Raw genomic sequence first — 18,309 nt, 5'->3', positions numbered from 1 at the left:
TTAATATTCTATATATTATATGGAAAACTTCGCAATCTTGATAATATAGCATCGGATCTCTTTGTTAAATCTACTGTCACAAATCTTATTCTATGGCCCTGAATCTGTACGATTTCATCAACATCTCTGCCAATGGCCGGGTGAAGAAGCATGCCTTCAGCATTCTTGCCGAATTCGTTATCCTCTTGGGATCTCAAGTAGGCATAAATCTGATAAATGTACCCGCTCTTTAAAACTGCCGCGCGATAAGCTGTGCTGGCAAAGATTCCGGTGAACTTCGTATCGATGACGATCCGTCGGCGGGCTTTTCGATTCTCGAGAACGATATCGGTCTTCATTCCTGGCAGGATTGCAGGAATGCCAGAGCTCGCCTGTTCAAGTGGCCATTCCAACCGCTGACCTTGGTAAACCTTCCACCCGGTATCAGGTGTAAGCTCTGAGGCGTAGAAGTTCCCAACTGCTCTCTCAAACAACTTCCTGACGAACACCTCGTCTTTCGCAAACCGGGACAGTGAATAATCCCCTTCATCCTCCGTCGGGAGGACGAGGTCAAACACAATTCTCGACAGGGTCACCATCAGCAGATCTTCGGAATCGTGGCGGGCAATCTGGTCAGAAATCATTTCGCTGCGAGAAGGGCGACAGCCACTGACCCCTAGCCGCCCCAGGTCCCCCGCAAGCATCCGACAGCGGTGAGCCAGTACGTCATCGTCCACTCTGTTGGCAACTGCATCCAAGGCGGCCCGCACAAGCCGGTTCCTCGGCGTGTCAATCGTGTGCTCTTCAAACCGGCAAGCTACCTGCCCCCTCTGCAACAACTCCTTCGAGAAGGTCTCCAGTAGGTCGATTCGACCACGAACCCGGTTCAGGTTTGCTTGCTTCTGTTTGTAACCGCGACTGAGATTTCGCCTTAGCCGGTGTTCCACGGCATGCGCTAGAAGGCGGCCGATCAGGGTTGGCAGGTCGGGAGACTCTTCCACCTCCGCATCGAACTTGCCGAAGAATTTCCCCAGGTCCGAGGCGTAGAGAAGCAAAAGCCAGAGGTTCCGTACCGGTATGCGTCCGACCAAGTGGACTTGGTCCGGCTCTGCTGTAGTAGCCGCCAAATTCATTCGAGGCCCGACAGAAGGCGTCCTTTTGCTTCGACCGCCTTCTGAATGGCGTCGAACCAATACTCTTCCAGCAAGGGGGCGATCTCGGTTTCTACGACCTGCCGGAACCAGGTGCGGGGCTTGGAAATGTTCCTTAAGGGGGTCACGAAACTATGTCCGACTCGGAACTGCGGACCGAGGGTGCGGTCGTTCTCGATCTCCTTGTTCAATTCTGTCATTCGCTCCTGGATGAGGGAAATCGCATCAAGATCGAGACCGCCCTGCGTCTGACACCATTGACTCCATGACTCCCCAAGCTGGGGCTCTAGGGTGATAAAGGCGAACCTCCGTCGGAGTGCCAGGTCGACAAGCGCCAGGGAGCGGTCCGCGATATTCATCGTCCCAATCACGTGAAGATTCGGGGGAATATGGATCCGCTCATCCATTCCGCGGGGGTAGGCAAGTTCAAGGGCTTCTTCAGACTTCCGCTTGCCGTCCTCGAGAAGAGTCAGCATTTCCCCAAAAACTTGGGCGGGATTGCCCCGATTGATCTCTTCGATGATGAAGACGAAGGGCAGATCCGGCTCACTGGCAGAGGCCTGAACCGCCTCAAGGAAAACTCCATCCACGAGTTTCAGACCGCCCCCGTTCTGGGGGCGCCAACCACGTATGAAATCCTCGTAGGAGAGTGAAGGGTGGAACTGCACTGTGCGCAGACGTGACCGGATGATCTTGCGGTCTTTCGAGCCGAGAAGCGCATATCCGAGTCGCTTGGCGAGCCAAGTCTTGCCTGTTCCCGGGGGACCTTGAAGGATCAAGTTTTTCTTTTCCGAGAGTCGGGAAAGCACTGCCTCCAGCGCAAGCTTGGGGAGAAAACAACCTTCGGCGATGATGGTATCAATCGAATATGTCGGAGCAGCCGTAACCGAGGTCGAAACCTCTTCGGCGACGATCAAGTCATCATTGGCTGCGCCGGTCTCCTCGTATGCCCCTGAATACCTTTTTGCAAAGTAAGGGACCTTCAGCCAGAAATCATAATCCTGCGGGGCATCGGCAAAGGTGAACAGAACCAATCTCCTCGCCAGGTCATCATCGGGATCTGCCTCGACCAGCGTTGTTCTATAGGTATAAAAATACCAGTCCTTCGGGGATGATGGCGGGTCCCAATGCACCCGAACGGTCGAACCGTCTCCCATATTCTCCGTGATCGTGCCGGTTGCCTTGATTCGCATACATGAGACCGCCTTGCCACCCACACTGAACGGCAGGTTGTGTTTTTGAACAAAGGATGCCTTGATGGCAATGCGATCGCCGGCCTTCATCCTCTCTACCAAGTTAGAAAATTTATCATCGTAGCCATTCTGCCAGACACCCTCCCGGCGGAAACGATTAAGTTGGTCCTCTTCGCCCCAAACGGCTCCGGCAAACCAGAACTGTCGACTGGTGTCTTTTAATAGCTCCGTGGCAGCATTGACCGACTCAGGCGCGGGCTCATCCTCATCACTATCCTTATAGCTGGAATGTATATCCTTATAAATTGCCAGTGCTTGAGCATGGTCGAGAGAGGTCTCACGTCCGGCCTCCGTTAATTTCCAGATTCCGTATTTGCTGGGATCGATTAACCCAGCTTTGGAGAGGTAAAAGCGTGCCCACGCCACCTTGTTTTCGAATTTGGTCTGTCCGCTCTTGTTGACCCCTTCGATCTCCGCCTGGGGAACCTCGATATGGCTCGAAATCCAATCGAGAACATCCGCCGGCTTGGCCTCTCCGCCCAACTCCCGAAGAGCATCTAGAACTGGAGCGAAATAGGTGACAAATCGTGGTCCGGCCTTTTTCTGTTTTTCCTCGGATGTTGTCCCCTGAAGATCCAGTTTCTCGGGTGCGGCATCCGCCCATTTGAAGACCTTCTCCTGCTGTTCCCGGACGAAGGCCTGGGGGTCTTTTATGTCATGTCCAACATCCCTGGCGGCGGCAAGAAACCCCTCAAGAGCACCACCTTCGAGCAGCCCTGTTGGAACACTTTCCCTGCTGACGACGATGGCACTCGGCATCGGCCAACCGCGCTCATGGGCGATGGTTACAAGTTGCCCCAGGTGCTGCGGCATTCGGCGCCGGGCCTGAGACCATGGCATATTGTTTGCGGCAGCCAGATCCCCATAGGAGAGGAACTGTTGTTTCCGAGCAGCTTCCAAAATCGCGGCATACGACTTCTGCAGATCGAGACGAAGGTCTTCAGGCATCTAATGTACTCCCTCCCTAGCAGTCAACTAGTCACTAAGATTATCTTAATTATTCAGGCTCAGCGAGAGGACACCCCAAATGTCTCTTCGGCCTGATTTTGCAGCATGCGCCTTTATCGAGGCGGGGGAATGATCCAGACTTATTCCTCGGAACATCCCCATATATTGCCATTGATCCGCGGCCTTCTTGATGAAAGTCGGAACAGACGCGGCAGAGTCAAGAAAAGACCTTGCATATCGCTCTTTGTGCGGCCCCTTTCCCACGAGGAGGACATGGGGAGAATCCGGGTTTTTATCAGGATTCAGCGCGATGGCGACGACAACGGAATTCTTGTGCAGAAGACAGCTATCCCCGCCGGCTCCAACTGCATCTGCGAGCTCTTTGCGGGTCAGGATGTCTCCGACGATCAGGTTCATATCTCCCTGACATCACCCATGTCCTCGGCGTTTCTATTGCGGATTAGACCTCAACAATTCAGTTTGAGCAGACTACCATCAATAAAAATTTCAGTGAAGTGAAATTAAAGAACAAAAAAGGACAGGCTACTTGTATCGAAAAGTAGCCTGTCCTTTTTTTCTCTGGCGATGTCGGGGGATGCAGTCCGCCGATCGTCCCTCACCCCACCATGATCTCAAACTGCTCGATATGAAAGGTGGGGCGGGCGGTGACGGCGATCTGTTTTTCGAAGCGCCGCTCCAGCTCCTCGATGCCGGGCCGCTCCTCGTCGCCGAGGAGCGCGGCGATGTCGGGATGGACCAGGAGGGTGAGGCGGTAGCCGGGGAGGGATCCGATTTCCCGGCGCAGATCGCGGAAGATCTCGTATGCCATGGTGGTGCGGCTCTTGACGGTCCCCTTCCCCTCGCAGTACGGGCAGGGCTCGCAGAGGGTCCGGCCGATGCTCTCCCGCACCCGCTTGCGGGTCATCTCCACCAGCCCGAGCTCGGAGATCTTGAGGATATTGGTCTTGCTCTTATCGCTCTTGAGCGCCTCCTCCAGAGACGAGTGGACCCGCTCCCGATTCGCCTCCTTCTCCATGTCGATGAAGTCGATGATGATCAGCCCGCCGATGTTGCGCAGCCGCAGCTGAAAGGCGATCTCCTTGACCGCTTCCAGGTTGGTCTTGAAGATGGTGTCCTCGAGGTTGTGCTTGCCCACGAAGCGGCCGGTATTGACGTCGATGGCGGTCAGGGCCTCAGTCTGCTCGATGATGATGTAGCCGCCGCTCTTGAGCCAGACCTTGCGCCCCAGGGCCCGGGAGATCTCCACTTCGAGTCCGAAGGCGTCAAAGATCGGCTCGTCGTCTTCATACAGTTCGATGGCGTATTTGAGGTGCGGCATGAAGGTGCCGATGAAGCGGACGATCTTGTCGTATTCCTCCCGGGAATCGACCACGATCCGCTCCACCTCTTCGGTCAGGGTATCCCGCAGCACCTTGCTGGTCACATCCAGGTCCGAGTGAATCAGGCTCGGCGCCCCCTTCCCCTCCCTGCGCGCGGCGATGGACTGCCACAGCCCGACCAGAAAGTCCATGTCGGTGCGCATGTCGTCCTCGCTTTTGCCCTCGGCGGCGGTGCGCACGATAAACCCGGTCCCCGCCGGACGGATCCGCTCGACGATCTGCCGCAGGCGGTCTTTCTCCTCCTCCTGCTCGATGCGGCGGGAGATCCCCACATGATCGACGGTCGGCATGAAAACGAGATTGCGCCCCGGCAGGGAAATGTGCGAGGTGATGCGGGCCCCCTTCGTTCCGATCGGCTCCTTGGCCACCTGCACCAGCAGTTCCTGCCCTTCCTGCAGAAGCTCCTCAATGGGGGGCAGGGGCGGATGCTCTTCAGTCAGCTCGGCGAGGTTGGCCGGAGAATTTCCACCGTCGATGAACTGCTCCACGGCCTCCATTTCGTCCAGAACGTCGGCGACATAGAGAAACGCAGCCTTCTCCAGACCGATGTCGACGAAGGCCGCCTGCATCCCGGGAAGAACCCGGATCACCTTTCCCTTGTAGATGTTGCCCACAATCCCCCGCTCCCGCGTCCGCTCGATAGAGAGTTCGGCAATATGGCCGTTCTCCAGCAGCGCCACGCGGGTTTCGTGGGAGGTGGTGTTGATGACCAGTTTTTTGGTCATGAAACCTCCGGAATCCGTTAAAAGTGTTGTATATCGAAAAAATCATAATTTTTTTGTAGGGAGACCCTGCCCGCCTCACGCCTCACGCTCCTACCCGAGCACCACCGCCGTCTTGCGGATGCGCAGGGAGCGCGCTCCCTCCACGGTCAATCCGAGCAGGTGCGCGGCCAGCAGGGTCGGACTCCCCTTGACCATGGTCAGCAGCAGGTCGCCGTCGGCCTGTTCGAGGCCGATGACGTCCGGGCGAAGGTCGACGCTCACCCTCTTTCCGCCCTTGTCGCGCCCGACCAGAACCTCGCTGGCGGTCAGAAAATCCTCCAGGCGCCGGTCCAGGTCCTCCGGCGTCTCCGGCGGCAGGCCCACCCGGTAAAGAACCTCTTTAATGCTAACAGAGGGAGAGGGACTTTGCCAGGGGAGTGAGGCCCCCTCCAGAACCTTGAACCCCTCCGGCAGCTGTTCGTTGAGCGCCTCGACGATTTCACGGGCGCTGCGCGGCCGGAAAAGTTCCAGGTCGATGATCTCGGCATCGCTCTCCACCCCCGTGGGGAGCGCATCGGGGAAGGATATCCGCGGCTGGGGGTGAAACCCGGCGGAGAAGCGAACCGGAAGGCGGGCCCGGCGGGCCGCCCGGTGAACGACCGTCATGAATTCCAGATGCCCCACGAAGCGGGCCTTGCCATCCTTGCGCAGGCGCACCCGCACCTTGCAGCGCTCTTCCTCGCCCGGCAGTTCCGTCTGTTCCGGGGCCGGCAGGGACAGCTCGCCGCGTTCGATCAGGCGCATGCGCAGTTCCTCGAAATCGCACAGGCCGCAGCCGCTGCAGTCGCCGGAGCGGCAGTCGGGGGTGTAGGCTCCGGCCAGGGCACGGCGGCGCTCGGCGCGGAAAAATTCCTTGGGGATCCCGCAGTCGATATGATCCCAGGGCAGGACCTCCTCCTCGCTCCGCTCCCGCAGGTACCAGGCAGGATCGATGCCGAAGGCCTCGAAGGCCTCCTTCCAGCGGGCAAAGTCGAAGTGGTCCCTCCAGCCGTCGAAGCGGCAGCCGAGATCGACGGCCTTCTCCAGGACGGCTCCGAGACGGCGGTCGCCCCGGGCGAAGACCCCCTCCAGGAAGGAAAGGCTGGCTTCGTGCCACTTGAGGCGCAGCTTCTTTTTCTTCAGCCCGTCGCGAAGGAAAGCCTGCCGCTGAAGGGTCTGCTCGATGGAGAGCTGGGCTTCCCACTGGAAGGGGGTGTGGGCCTTGGGAACGAAGGTGGAGACGGAGGCGTTGACATCCGCTCCCCCCTCGGTCCCCTTGCCGGTATATTTGACCCGGGAGGTCAGTTCGATGATGGCCGCCAGATCGTCTTCGGTTTCCGTGGGCAGGCCCATCATGAAGTAGAGCTTGATCACCCGCCAGCCCAGGGTAAAGGCGGCGCGGGTCGCCTCGAGCAGGTCCTCCTCGGTGATCCCCTTGTTGACCACCTGGCGGAGACGCTCGGTTCCCGCCTCCGGAGCCAGGGTGAAGCCGGTCTTGCGGACTTTCTTGATCTCCTCCATCAGTTCCGGAGTCAGCGAACCGACCCGCAGGCTGGGAAAGGAGATGGCCACCTTCTCCCGGGCGTAGCGTGCCATCAGACCCTTGAGCAGCGGCTCGATGCAGCCGTAATCGCCCGTGGAAAGGGAGAGGAGTGAAACCTCCTCGTATCCCGAACGCTCGAGCGACTCCTCGATGATATCGGAGATGCGCTGCGGCGAGCGCTCGCGGACCGGGCGGTAAATGTAGCCGGCCTGGCAGAAGCGGCAGCCGCGGGTGCACCCCCGGGCGATCTCCACCGAAACCCGGTCGTGAACGGTGTTCATGAAAGGGACGATGGGAGAGGTCGGATAATGGGCGGCGTCGAGGTCGGCCAGGAAACGCCGCCGGACGCGGTCATAACCTTCTTTGAGGGGACGGATCGCGGCCAGGCGCCCATCCTCCTGATAGTCAACGGCAAAGAGGGAAGGCACATAGATACCATCGATGGCGGCCAGGCGCTCGAGAAGGCGCTCCCGGGATTCCCCGGCCGCACGGCCGGCGCGCACCGCCTCGCACAGCTCGACCACCGCTTCCTCTCCGTCGCCGATCACCGCGCAGTCGATGAAATCGGCGAGCGGTTCCGGATTGAAGGCGCAGGGACCGCCGACCACCACCAGGGGAGCGCTCTCATCGCGTTCCCGGCGACGGCGGGGGACCCCGGCCATATCGAGCATGTTGAGAATGTTGCTGTAGGAAAGTTCGTACTGCAGGGTGAAGCCGATAATGTCGAATTCTCCCAGAGGCCGTTCCGACTCCAGGGAGACGAGCGGGGCGCCGCTGGAGCGCAGGTGCTCCTCCATGTCGGGCCAGGGGGCGTAGACGCGCTCGGCGGCGACCCCCTCCAGACCGTTCAGGACATGGTAGAGAATGGCGAAGCCGAGATGGCTCATCCCCACTTCGTAAACATCGGGAAAGGCCAGGGCGAAGTTGATATCGACCTGCGCCGGATCTTTCCGCAGGCTCCCGAGCTCCCCTCCCAGATAGCGGGAAGGGCGGCTGACCCGGGGGAGGACGTCTTCAAGTTTCATGATCAGAGTTTCTTCTTCCGTGAAATCGACTTCTTACAAGAGGAGCAGTCTAGCATGGGCAATGTCCGGAAAACAAGTCCCCCGTGTCCCATCTGCCGCATCCGCTATTCGACCTTGAAAAATATGGAAAAAACCGATGACGCTCATAAAAAAAGGGGCTGCCCCGAATCGGGACAGCCCCTCTGCATGTGATGCGATAAGACCTGTTACAAGCCGGGGATGGTGTTCGGGTGGCAGCCGGCGCAGCCGTTGCTCAGCATGTCGAGCTGGGTGGCATTGAGGGGGCGCACGTAGTCCTCCGGCATATGGACGATATCCGCGCCGGACTTGAAGAACTTGCGGGCGCTGGCGGCGTTCGCCCCGGGATCGACCAGATCGACGAAGTCCATCGTCAAGAGCGACGGGTCCTCAGGCACCGGGATCACCCCCTGCGGGATGATATCCCAGGCGCCGTCCTGGTTCGCATCCCGCACCACGTCGACGGCGGCTCCCGAAGCGAGGGCGATGGCCTTGGCCGTGGCATGGCAATCGGCGCAACCCAGGGTCTGCCCCTTCGGCATGACGGCGTGGGCGAAGTAGGGGCCGATGCCGACGAAGCTCACGCCCTGCTCGTCGTCACCCGGGAAATCGGCGGAGTGGACATCGGCCATCAGCGACTGCATGGAGCCGGGGAAGACCTTGGTTCCGCCATCCGGCATGACCCGATTGACCAGGAAGCGCCAGGACTTGCCGCTTTCGATACTTCCGCCGAAGAAGCCGCTGGCGAACTTCTGGTGGTTGTCCGCCTCGTTGTCGAAATGACAGTTATAGCAGGCGATGGCGCTTTCCATGTGACAGGCCGAGCAGTCCACCGAGCCGGCGTGGATAGAGTGTGCGTCCTGGTGAACGCCGCCGTCTCCGGCGGTCAACTCGGGCACCCCGTGGCAGCTTTGGCAGTCGGCGGTTAAGGCGCCCGCCTCAAACATGGTGGCCTTCCCGGTGCCGTCGCCGTGCATGTCGCTGAACCCATGGCAGGCAGAGCATTCGAAAGCCGCGTGCACGTTGGCCATGCCCAAGGTGTTTTCCTTGGCCTGGCGGCTGTGGCAGCCGTAACAGGTGGCGGCGGCGACCGCCGGGTCGGCGGCCGGATTCCTGGAGCTATGGCAGTCGGTGCAGACCGGGTTGCCGGGCCAGCTGTCGTTAACTACGCCCTCGGCAGGGTCGGCGTCCCAGGGGCCGTTATCCGTCCCATTATGACAGCCGGCGCAGGGCAGGTCGGCATAGGGGACGTCGACGAAGTTTCCGAAGCCCTGCTGCAGGGCGGCCGGCGAGACATCTCCCATACCGTCGGCATACCAGGTCTCCTTCCCCTTGCGGGTGGCATGAAGGCTGGAGGAGAAGAAACCGAGACGGGCCATCTGCTCCGCCGTGAGCGGCTTGACGTATTTGTCGAGCAGATGAATCTCATCCGCTTGCCGCTTGAACGCCACGCGGGCACTCGTGGAGGTGCCGGCCGCATTCAGCGGCGCGGCCGGATCGACCAGGTCTACGAATTCGAAATGGAGAGCCTCAGCGTAGTCGGGCGGGACCGGGATGACGCCCTTGGGCGCCTGCCACTTGGCGCCCATCTCCGCTGCGGGAACGACCTCCCCATCGGCGCCGTTCCACTTGACCACGTCGACCGAGCCCGTATCCACATACTGCTGCAGGGCGGCGCTGGCGTGGCAGTCCTGGCAGGTGATGGCGTTTTTCTTGATGGCGTGGCTGTAGTAGGGGCCGATGCCGACGAAGGTTTTGCCCCCGCCATCATCCTGCCCGTCACCGATCGCAGTCACGTCGGCCATCAGCGACTGCATGCTGCCGGGGAATATTTTGGTGTTGCCCTCCTGGTCGATGACCCGGTTGACCAGGAAGCGCCAGGATTTCTCGCCGGGACCGCCGAATTTCGCGCTGGCGAACTTGGCGTGAAGCACGCTGCCATCGCCGATGGCCTCATTGTCGAAGTGGCAGTTGTAGCAGGTGATGACGCTCTCCATATGGCAGGCCGAGCAGTCGATGGCATCCATGTGGGTGTCGTTATGGTAGTCGTTTGAATTCGCCAGTTCGGTGGATTCGTGGCAGTTCGCACAATTGGCGTCGACGGCGCCGGGAGCGAGCATGCTGTCATACGCGGTTCCGTCGCCGTGCACGTCGCCGGAGGAGTGGCAGTCCATGCAGCCGAGCGCGTCCACCGTCCCGTCGCCGTTGTCGTCCACATCATCGGTGTGGACGTCCGTCATGCCCAGGGCGATCTCGGTCTTCTGCCGACTGTGACAGCCGTAGCAGGTGTCCGGCATCGCCACCGCGTCGCCGGCTTCGGCCTGATGACAGTCGAGGCAGTTCGCTCCGTCGTAGCTCTTGCCGGCATCCTCCCAGGCCGCCTTGTTGTGGCAACCGGCACAGGGCAGGTCGGCGTAGGCGATGTCGACGACCGAGCCGAAGCCGGTCTCATCGTTGTACCAGGTGTCCTTTCCGGCGCGGGTGCTGTGCAGGCTGGTGGCGAAGTTCTGTTCCACCGCCGGTTCCGCCGAAGCCGGGGTATGGTCGTTGTCGCTGTCGCTGCTGCAACCGGGCAGCAGCACCGCCACGGCGAGCAGGAGCAGCGGCAGCCATCTCCATCGTAGTTCTTTTTGCATGACGAGCCTCCTTGAGCTGGTCCGGTGCCGGAGCGGCGCCGGAAAATTATTAACAATTAATCATTTATAATGCTAAGATCAAAACGAATTGTTTTTATGCCCTGATAAGAGATCCTTATACCGACCGTCCGGACGGAGGCGTCCATGGAAACCCGCTATCTGAAGACTCTGGTCGTTGCCGCGGAGACCGGCAACTTCTCTCGGACCGCCGAGATCCTGAACCTGACCCAGTCGGCCGTCTCTCAGCGGATCAAGTTTCTGGAGGAGCATTTCAGCCAGCAGCTCTTCGACCGCTCGGGCAGCCGGCTGGTTCTCACCACTATTGGCTCCCGGATCATCGACAAGGCCCGGGCCATCCTCGTCCGGGAGCAGGAACTGCTCGATGAGCTGCAACGCTTTGCCGGCGGCAAGCGCCTGTCGATTTGCTGCACCCCGACCTTCGGCACCGCCTTTCTCCCTCAGGTCCTGAACCGATTTCTGCTGCAGAACGCCGATCTGGCCGACCTCAAGTGCATCTTCGCCCAGCCGGACCAGGCGATCAAAGGGCTGCGAGAAGGGGATTTCGATCTGACGATCATCGAGCATTGCCAGAGCTGGGAACTGGAGGGATTGTTCCTCAAGTCCCTGCCCGAGGACCAGTTGATCTTCATCAGCGCTCCGCAACTGGACCTTGGCGGGGAGACGGTCCGGCTGCCCGAACTGCAGCAACAGCGGCTCTACGTCCGGCGCGACGGCTGCAGCTCAAAGCGGCTGCTCGTGCAGAATCTGGAGGATGTCGGCAGTTCCCTGGCCGCGTTTCGCAGCGTGGTCATCTCCGATGACCTGCGCCTGACGGTCGAGAGCGTCCAGTCCGGCAGCGGCATCTCCTTCATATCCCGCAGCCTGGTGGGCGACCAGCTCGCGGCCGGGACCCTGCGGGCCCATCGGGTCCCCGAATTCCGCCAGGTCCGCTGCCGCAGCGTGTTTCTGCAGGAGCACCGGACGGTCGAACCGCTGCTCCGGATTTTTCTCGACTGCATCGAGGGGGTGTGCGGAACCGGCAGTTGCCCGGTCGCTCCCGCCGCCGCGGTGGCGGTTTAATCGCAAAAAAAACCGCGCCGGTTTTTAGCCGTACGGTTTTTTGTTGCATGGGTGGACGCCCTGGGGTATTTAGCCAGGTGAATTTACTTAAATTCAAATAAAAATAAAGGTGGTGGTCAGTCGATGGAAAAGCTTTTCAAGGGAGTTCTGGAATTCCAGCGAGAGGATTTCGAGGGGCACAGGGAGCTCTTCAAGGAACTCGGCAGACGCCAGAAGCCGCATACGCTGTTCATCGGCTGCGCGGACTCCAGGGTCGTGCCGAACCTCATCACCCGGACCCATCCCGGAGAACTCTTCACCGTCCGCAACATTGCCAACATCGTCCCACCCTATCGGGTAACCGATGAATTCGTCGCTACGACCTCCTCGGTCGAATACGCCGTCCAGGTGCTGAATGTCGACAGCATCCTGGTCTGCGGACATTCCAATTGCGGCGGCTGCGCCGCCATGAACATGAGCCACGATTCCCTCGATCATATTCCTCATGTGCGCAAGTGGCTGGAAGTCTCAAAAGAGGTCAAAGGCCGGGTTAACCGACTGATGACGGGAGATTCGCCGGAAGAGCGGGAGTGGTTGACCGAACAGGTCAACATCCTGGTGCAGATGAAAAACCTTCTGACCTACCCCTATGTCAAGGAGAAATACGATCGCGGCGAACTCAATATTTACGGCTGGTATTACATTATCGAAACGGGGGAGATCTATAATTTCAACGACGAAAAGGCCGCTTTCGAGCTGGTTTCGTGACTTCCCGACCTTCCTGCGCATGACCTGAATACTCCCTCCTGCACCGCCGCTCGAAGCGTCCATACCAATAATAGTAATTTATACCTTGACCTGAAATAAAAAGGTGGTAGCATTCCAGGCATCACAGGGAAGAACCTGCCCCCCGCCTGAAGGAGTGCGCCATGGAAGACTTCTGGAAGCTTAAAAAAATAGGCTATCGCCTGAACGACATGACGGACCGGGCGGAGTACGACCACATGTTGAAACGTTTTCGGGACGAGGAAAAGAACGAAAACCTGAAGAATCTCCTTTACGGCCAGCAAACGCTGAGCAAAAAAGACGAAAAGAAAGAGGGCGACTAAAGGCGGCCCGCAGGCTTCTGAGAGATCCGTGGCGGCCACCGCCGGCCTGCTTTCCGACGGCAAACCCTTCCCCGTTAAATCGTCTTGCCTGAGATCATCCATCTGTGCTAAATTCATCCCGTTTTTCATTTCCTGTGAGCACCATCTGGTGCGTTGGAGTCGATGGATGGCCATGGATATCGAGATCTTGCCGCTTGCGGAAAAGAAGTCCCGCATCGAGAACGAGTCGGAGCTGGTTTTCGGCAAACAGTTCACCGACCGGATGTTTGTCATGGAATACGACGCCGGCAGAGGATGGCATTCGGCCCGCATCCAGCCCTACGCCCCCTTCTCCCTCGATCCCGCCGCTTTGGTGCTTCACTATGCGCAGGAAATCTTCGAAGGTCTAAAGGCCTTTCGCCGCCGGGACGAATCGATCGCCCTTTTCCGCCCCGAAGAGAACATCAAGCGCTTCAACCGCAGCGCCCGCCGCATGTGCATGCCCGAAGTCGACGAGGCGTTCTTCCTCCGCGCGCTCAAGGAGCTGATTCGCCTGGAGGCCGACTGGGTTCCCCGCTCGGAAGGGACCAGCCTCTATATCCGCCCCACGATGATCGCCACCGAGCCGGTGCTGGGGGTCAAACCCTCCAGCCGATATCTCTGCTATATCATCCTCTCTCCGGTGGGGGCATACTACAAGGGCGGCCTCAGCCCGGTGAAAATCTGGGTATCCGACGAGTACGTCCGCGTCTCGCCGGGAGGAACCGGCGAGGCCAAGACCGGCGGCAATTACGCCGCCAGCCTCTATGCCTCCACCGTGGCCTCCCGCCACGGGTGCGACCAGGTGCTCTGGCTCGACGCGGTTCACCGCCGATACGTCGAGGAGGTCGGAAGCATGAACATCTGCTTCGTCCTCGACGGCAAGATCATCACTTCTCCCCTCAAAGGGACGATCCTGGACGGGATCACCCGGCGCTCGATTCTGGCCCTGGCCGGGGAAATGGGCTACGAGATCGAGGAGCGGGCTCTCGCCATCGACGAGATCTTCGAGGGCGCCGAAAGCGGCCGCCTCGAGGAGGCCTTCGGCACCGGCACCGCCGTGGTCGTTTCACCGGTGGGCCAGTTCACCTACCGGGACCGCACCGTCTCCCTGGGAGACGGCCGCCCGGGCCCCCTGACCCTCAGGCTGTACGAGACGCTGACCGGCATCCAGTACGGACGCATCCCTGACCCTCACGGGTGGGTCGAGCCGATCTAAAAAACAGGTCAAAGGTTAAAGCTCCAAGGTTAAAGGAAAAGCACCCCTGCCCAAACTTTGGGCAGGTTTTTTCTTATCCGCTTTCCCTCTCCCCCTAAATCCTCGAATTCATATCCTTGTCCTCCATGGCACGCTCCTTGCCATTCTTTCCTTGAAGAATGCCAACGATGTCAAGGAGGTACAATGATGTACGGCGCTAGACTCATCCCGCTTTCGGCGGGAGCCCTGCTGCTCCCTTCACTGACCTTTGCCGCCGAAGGTCTCGATACGGGCGATACCGCCTGGATGCTGGTATCCTCGGCCCTCGTCCTGCTCATGATCCCCGGTCTCGCCCTCTTTTACGGAGGCATGGTCCGGTCCAAGAACGTCCTTTCGACGACGATGCACTCCTTCGCCGCCCTGGCGATCATCGGCGTGCAGTGGATCGTCATCGGCTACTCTCTCGCCTTCGGCGGCGAGGGGGCGTTCATCGGCGGTCTGAACAATATCTTTCTTCGCGGAATCGGTCCGGACAGCCTCACCGGCACCATCCCCACCTATGTCTTCGTCATGTTCCAGGGGATGTTCGCCATCATCACTCCCGCCCTGATCTCCGGCGCGGTGGCCGAGCGGATGAAGTTCTCCACCTGGTGCGTCTTTATTCTGCTCTGGGCCACCCTGGTCTACGATCCCATCTGCCACTGGGTCTGGGGGGACGGCGGCTGGCTGCTCGAAGCCGGGGCTCTCGACTTCGCCGGCGGCACCGTGGTGCACTTCTCCTCCGGCATCAGCGCCCTGGCGCTGGCGCTGGTTCTCGGACGCCGCAGAGGGTATCCCATGGAACGGATGATGCCGCACAACCTCCCCATGACCCTGCTGGGGGCGGGCCTGCTGTGGTTCGGCTGGTTCGGGTTCAACGCCGGCAGCGCCCTCGGCTCAGGAACCGGCGCCGCCCTGGCCTTCACCACCACCCAGACGGCCGCGGCCGCCGGCGCCCTCTCCTGGATGGCGGCCGAATGGCTGCACGCCGGCAAGCCGAGCGCCCTGGGAGCCGCTTCCGGGGTGGTGGCGGGACTGGTGGTCATCACCCCCGCCGCTGGATTCGTTCTTCCGGGCTGGGCGCTCCTCATGGGCCTGACGGCGGGATTCGTCTGCTATGGCGGCGTATTGCTCAAGCACAAGATGGGATACGATGACTCTCTGGACGCCTTCGGAGTGCACGGCGTGGGCGGCGCCTGGGGGGCCATCGCCACCGGCCTCTTCGCCACGGTCGGCGCCGGCGGCCTCATTGCGGGCAATCCTCTCCAGCTCTGGACCCAGCTTCTCGGACTGATCGCCGCGGGAGCCTATGCCGTGATCGTCACCCTGCTCATCATCTTTGCGCTCAAGGCCGTCATGGGACTGCGCGTCGACGAGGAGGATGAAGTCAGGGGACTGGACCAGACGGCCCACTCCGAAACGGGGTACACCTTTTAGAGTGCGCGAACATGACGGCATTGGGGCGGCGTCCCTTCCCGGAGCGCCGCCCTTGCTGTTTGTGTAGTCTGAGCACTCTGGTTGAGCAGTATACGTAAAAAAACCCCGACCGCCCTCCCCTCAGGGGTGCGAGACCGCCCCGGCTTCGATAAAAAACCATCTTTTTAATTGCCCATGATTTCGGGGAACTACAGAACATTTCTATTGTTTCTCTCGCTAACCCGTCGTTGACGGCACCGGGTTTGCATACAAGATATTGTTCTCACCCTGAAAACATCCTGAACGAGAGTATCGAATACATCTACTTACTGTTCGGAGGTCATGCCGATGTGCCGCATTGGAGCCATCAAGAGCCTAAATTATGTTCACCCGAGTCAGGCCCTGCTGCTCATGCAGTCCCAGCAGAAGGGGCACGACAACTCGGGTTTTGCCATGGTCATGCACGATCTGGGCGGAATCTTCGAAGCCTACAAGCATCTTCCCACGCTGTCGCTGGCCTGCACCGATGAAGGAGTGCGGATCGCCGAGGACATGCTGCACGCCGCCGGTTTTCAGCGGGTCATGCAGTGGGTCCCGGAGACGAACCACCTCCCCGGCCTCGACATCATTGCCATGCCCAACTACGTCTTCCAGACCTACGACTACCCCAAGCACTACAAGAAGGCCGAGCAGAAGGAGAAGGAGGACCTCCTGCTCGACATGCGCCTGAAGCTGCGCCGGGCCCTGGAAAAGGACGAGATGGGTTTTGTCTATTCCTTCTGGCCCGACGTGGTCACCCTCAAGGAGATCGGCGACCCGCGGGACATCGGCACCTATTTCAATCTCTGGGAGCCGGACAACAAGTTCACCGCCCGGGTGATCACCGCCCAGTGCCGGCAGAACACCAACTACGACATCGTCCGCTACGCCGCCCATCCTTTCTTCCTGCAGGGATACACGGCGCTGGCCAACGGCGAGAACACCTTCTACCTGAAGAACGTGGAGTTCCAGCGCAAGCTGCACCGTGGCTATATCGGCTTCGAGTCCGATTCCCAGTGCTTCCTCTACTCGCTGCACTACGTGCACCGCGAGCTCGGCTGGCCCCTGTCCTACTTCAAGCAGGTGATCACCCCCCTGGCCTTCGAGCAGATCGAGCAGCGCGAGGACAAGGAGCAGCTTCTGGCCATCCGCCAGTCGCTGACCCACCTGGAGATCAACGGCCCCAACACCATCATCGGCGTGCTCCCCGACAACACCCTTTTCACCTGCTGCGACGCCAAGAAGCTGCGCCCCGTGGTGGTGGGCCGCTCGGAAGACACGGTGGTCATCTCCTCGGAGGTGTGCGGCATCAATGAAATCCTCCCCGACCGCGACTGGGAGACGGACATCTATCCCCACGAGCGCGAGACGGTGGTGATCGATAACAGCCTGGAGGTGCAGAGATGGAAACAATGAAGGTCCAGGATGTGACTCCCAACGATCTTCCCTGGAAGATCCGCTATGACGCCAGCCGCTGCACCCTGTGCGGCTCCTGCGTGGCGGCCTGCTCCTTTCGGGCCATCGAGCCCAAGGTCGAGCGCCGGCGCATGGTCTTCTCCGAAGGGGAGTTCCCCGAGCCGAAGACCCGCTTTTCGGCCGTGCCGGTGATCCGGCAGACCCATTCGATCAAGAACTACTGCCGCGGTTGCGGCATCTGCGAGAAGGTCTGCCCAAACGACGCCATCGGACCCCTGCGCAACCCCGACACCCGCCACCCGATCGTCACCCGCTGCCTGGCGGGCGACTCGATCAAGCGCGGCGGGCGGAAGAACCTCGAAGCCAGCACCCGCACCCTGGACAAGATCCGGGTCGGGCGCATCTCGCAGATGACCGACCCGAGCCTGGACGCCCAGCGCCACACCTTCGACCTGCTGGCGCCCTTCGGCCGCATCATGCCGCCGGGGAAGCTCCCCTTCACGGTCGGCGCCGACGGCAAGCTCGAGACCTCTTCCCAGGCGCCGCCGGTCCACTGGATCTACCCGGTGATCATCGGCGACATGTCCATCGGGGCGCTGTCCTGGCGCATGTGGGAAGCGGTCGCCATGGCCGTGGCCTACCTCAACGAGGAGTGCGGCCTGCCGGTGCGCATGTGCTCCGGCGAGGGGGGCGTGCCGGTGCGCCTGCTCAAGAGCCGCTACCTCAAGTACATGATCCTGCAGATCGCCTCCGGCCACTTCGGCTGGAACCGCATCGCCAAGGCGATGCCCCACATGATCGAAGACCCGGCCGGCGTGCTGATCAAGATCGGACAGGGGGCCAAGCCCGGCGACGGGGGCCTGCTCATGGCCCAGAAGGTGGCCGAGCACATCCAGGCGATCCGCGGCGTCCCCAAGGCGGATCTGCTGTCCCCCCCCAACCACCAGGGGCTTTATTCGATCGAGGAGAGCGTGCAGAAGATGTTCCTCTCCTTCAACGCCGCCTTCAAGTTCCGCGTGCCGGTGGCGATCAAGGTGGCGGCGAGCGCCACCAGCGTGTCGGTCTTCAACAACCTGGTGCGCGACCCCTACAACATCGTCGGCGGCTTCTTCCTCGACGGCATCGACGGCGGCACCGGGGCGGCCCACGAGGTCTCCCTCGACCACACCGGCCATCCGATCGTCAGCAAGTTGCGCGACTGCTACCTGGCCGCCGTCACCCAGGGGCGCCAGGGGCAGATCCCCCTGTGGGCCGCCGGCGGACTCGGCAAGACCGGCGACCTTGCCGCCGACGCCTTCAAGATGATCGCCCTCGGGGCG

The 18,309-nt window shown here is 60.6% G+C and carries 13 protein-coding genes; 7 read left to right on the top strand and 6 right to left on the bottom strand.

Features of this window, described 5'->3' with window-relative positions:
• Positions 1–8 precede the first annotated feature (8 nt).
• The 6 genes from mcrC to DTF_RS0118255 form a co-directional block, all read right to left on the bottom strand.
• A complete protein-coding gene (mcrC, locus tag DTF_RS24425) occupies positions 9–1,112 on the bottom strand; it encodes a 5-methylcytosine-specific restriction endonuclease system specificity protein McrC (RefSeq protein WP_035058108.1) in 1,104 nt (367 codons plus the stop codon).
• On the bottom strand, positions 1,109–3,331 hold the full coding sequence (locus tag DTF_RS0118280; protein ID WP_155890874.1) for an AAA family ATPase: 2,223 nt from the start codon (positions 3,329–3,331) through the stop codon (positions 1,109–1,111). The genes mcrC and DTF_RS0118280 overlap by 4 nt, the downstream gene beginning before the upstream one ends.
• 45 nt (positions 3,332–3,376) lie before the next feature.
• Positions 3,377–3,748: a hypothetical protein gene (locus tag DTF_RS0118275; RefSeq protein WP_027716497.1), complete on the bottom strand. Its 372-nt coding sequence runs from the start codon at positions 3,746–3,748 to the stop codon at positions 3,377–3,379.
• A 199-nt stretch (positions 3,749–3,947) separates the two neighbouring features.
• Positions 3,948–5,456, bottom strand: coding sequence for an Rne/Rng family ribonuclease (locus tag DTF_RS0118270; RefSeq protein WP_027716496.1), 1,509 nt, complete (start codon positions 5,454–5,456; stop codon positions 3,948–3,950).
• Positions 5,457–5,546: 90 nt separating this feature from the next.
• A complete protein-coding gene (locus tag DTF_RS0118265) occupies positions 5,547–8,042 on the bottom strand; it encodes a TIGR03960 family B12-binding radical SAM protein (protein ID WP_035058104.1) in 2,496 nt (831 codons plus the stop codon).
• A gap of 206 nt (positions 8,043–8,248) precedes the next feature.
• Positions 8,249–10,696 (bottom strand): hypothetical protein, encoded by a 2,448-nt coding sequence (locus DTF_RS0118255; protein WP_027716494.1) that lies wholly within the window; start codon positions 10,694–10,696, stop codon positions 8,249–8,251.
• Positions 10,697–10,840: 144 nt separating this feature from the next.
• Here DTF_RS0118255 and DTF_RS0118250 point away from each other — a divergent pair, with 144 nt between their 5' ends.
• From DTF_RS0118250 to DTF_RS24420, 7 genes are all read left to right on the top strand, one after another.
• The gene (locus DTF_RS0118250) at positions 10,841–11,776 is read left to right on the top strand and encodes a LysR family transcriptional regulator (protein WP_027716493.1); all 936 of its coding nucleotides are present in this window, start codon (positions 10,841–10,843) and stop codon (positions 11,774–11,776) included.
• A gap of 123 nt (positions 11,777–11,899) precedes the next feature.
• Positions 11,900–12,523: a carbonic anhydrase gene (locus DTF_RS0118245; RefSeq protein WP_027716492.1), complete on the top strand. Its 624-nt coding sequence runs from the start codon at positions 11,900–11,902 to the stop codon at positions 12,521–12,523.
• Between the two features lie 161 nt (positions 12,524–12,684).
• Positions 12,685–12,864, top strand: coding sequence for a hypothetical protein (locus DTF_RS0118240; protein ID WP_027716491.1), 180 nt, complete (start codon positions 12,685–12,687; stop codon positions 12,862–12,864).
• 172 nt (positions 12,865–13,036) lie between these two features.
• On the top strand, positions 13,037–14,101 hold the full coding sequence (locus DTF_RS0118235; RefSeq protein ID WP_027716490.1) for a branched-chain amino acid aminotransferase: 1,065 nt from the start codon (positions 13,037–13,039) through the stop codon (positions 14,099–14,101).
• 183 nt (positions 14,102–14,284) lie between these two features.
• On the top strand, positions 14,285–15,556 hold the full coding sequence (locus tag DTF_RS0118230) for an ammonium transporter (RefSeq protein ID WP_051361454.1): 1,272 nt from the start codon (positions 14,285–14,287) through the stop codon (positions 15,554–15,556).
• A 327-nt stretch (positions 15,557–15,883) separates the two neighbouring features.
• Positions 15,884–16,990 carry a glutamine amidotransferase family protein gene (locus DTF_RS0118225; protein WP_027716488.1) on the top strand — a complete coding sequence of 369 codons (1,107 nt, stop codon included), beginning with the start codon at positions 15,884–15,886 and terminating at the stop codon, positions 16,988–16,990.
• Positions 16,978–18,309: glutamate synthase-related protein (locus DTF_RS24420; protein WP_226989419.1), on the top strand; the 1,332-nt coding region annotated here is incomplete at its 3' end. The genes DTF_RS0118225 and DTF_RS24420, both read left to right, overlap by 13 nt.

The organism is Desulfuromonas sp. TF (genome assembly GCF_000472285.1).
Classification (GTDB): Bacteria; Desulfobacterota; Desulfuromonadia; order Desulfuromonadales; family ATBO01; genus ATBO01.
The sequence above is the reverse complement of the archived record's forward strand: the minus strand, read 5'-3'. Positions and strand labels throughout refer to the sequence as shown.

What these genes read in the sequence shown, in the direction of transcription:
- mcrC (WP_035058108.1), bottom strand. Translation starts at nt 1,112, where the DNA reads ATGAATTTGGCGGCTACTACAGCAGAGCCGGACCAAGTCCACTTGGTC.
- DTF_RS0118280 (WP_155890874.1), bottom strand. Translation starts at nt 3,331, where the DNA reads ATGCCTGAAGACCTTCGTCTCGATCTGCAGAAGTCGTATGCCGCGATT.
- DTF_RS0118275 (WP_027716497.1), bottom strand. Translation starts at nt 3,748, where the DNA reads ATGAACCTGATCGTCGGAGACATCCTGACCCGCAAAGAGCTCGCAGAT.
- DTF_RS0118270 (WP_027716496.1), bottom strand. Translation starts at nt 5,456, where the DNA reads ATGACCAAAAAACTGGTCATCAACACCACCTCCCACGAAACCCGCGTG.
- DTF_RS0118265 (WP_035058104.1), bottom strand. Translation starts at nt 8,042, where the DNA reads ATGAAACTTGAAGACGTCCTCCCCCGGGTCAGCCGCCCTTCCCGCTAT.
- DTF_RS0118255 (WP_027716494.1), bottom strand. Translation starts at nt 10,696, where the DNA reads ATGCAAAAAGAACTACGATGGAGATGGCTGCCGCTGCTCCTGCTCGCC.
- DTF_RS0118250 (WP_027716493.1), top strand. Translation starts at nt 10,841, where the DNA reads ATGGAAACCCGCTATCTGAAGACTCTGGTCGTTGCCGCGGAGACCGGC.
- DTF_RS0118245 (WP_027716492.1), top strand. Translation starts at nt 11,900, where the DNA reads ATGGAAAAGCTTTTCAAGGGAGTTCTGGAATTCCAGCGAGAGGATTTC.
- DTF_RS0118240 (WP_027716491.1), top strand. Translation starts at nt 12,685, where the DNA reads ATGGAAGACTTCTGGAAGCTTAAAAAAATAGGCTATCGCCTGAACGAC.
- DTF_RS0118235 (WP_027716490.1), top strand. Translation starts at nt 13,037, where the DNA reads ATGGATATCGAGATCTTGCCGCTTGCGGAAAAGAAGTCCCGCATCGAG.
- DTF_RS0118230 (WP_051361454.1), top strand. Translation starts at nt 14,285, where the DNA reads ATGATGTACGGCGCTAGACTCATCCCGCTTTCGGCGGGAGCCCTGCTG.
- DTF_RS0118225 (WP_027716488.1), top strand. Translation starts at nt 15,884, where the DNA reads ATGTGCCGCATTGGAGCCATCAAGAGCCTAAATTATGTTCACCCGAGT.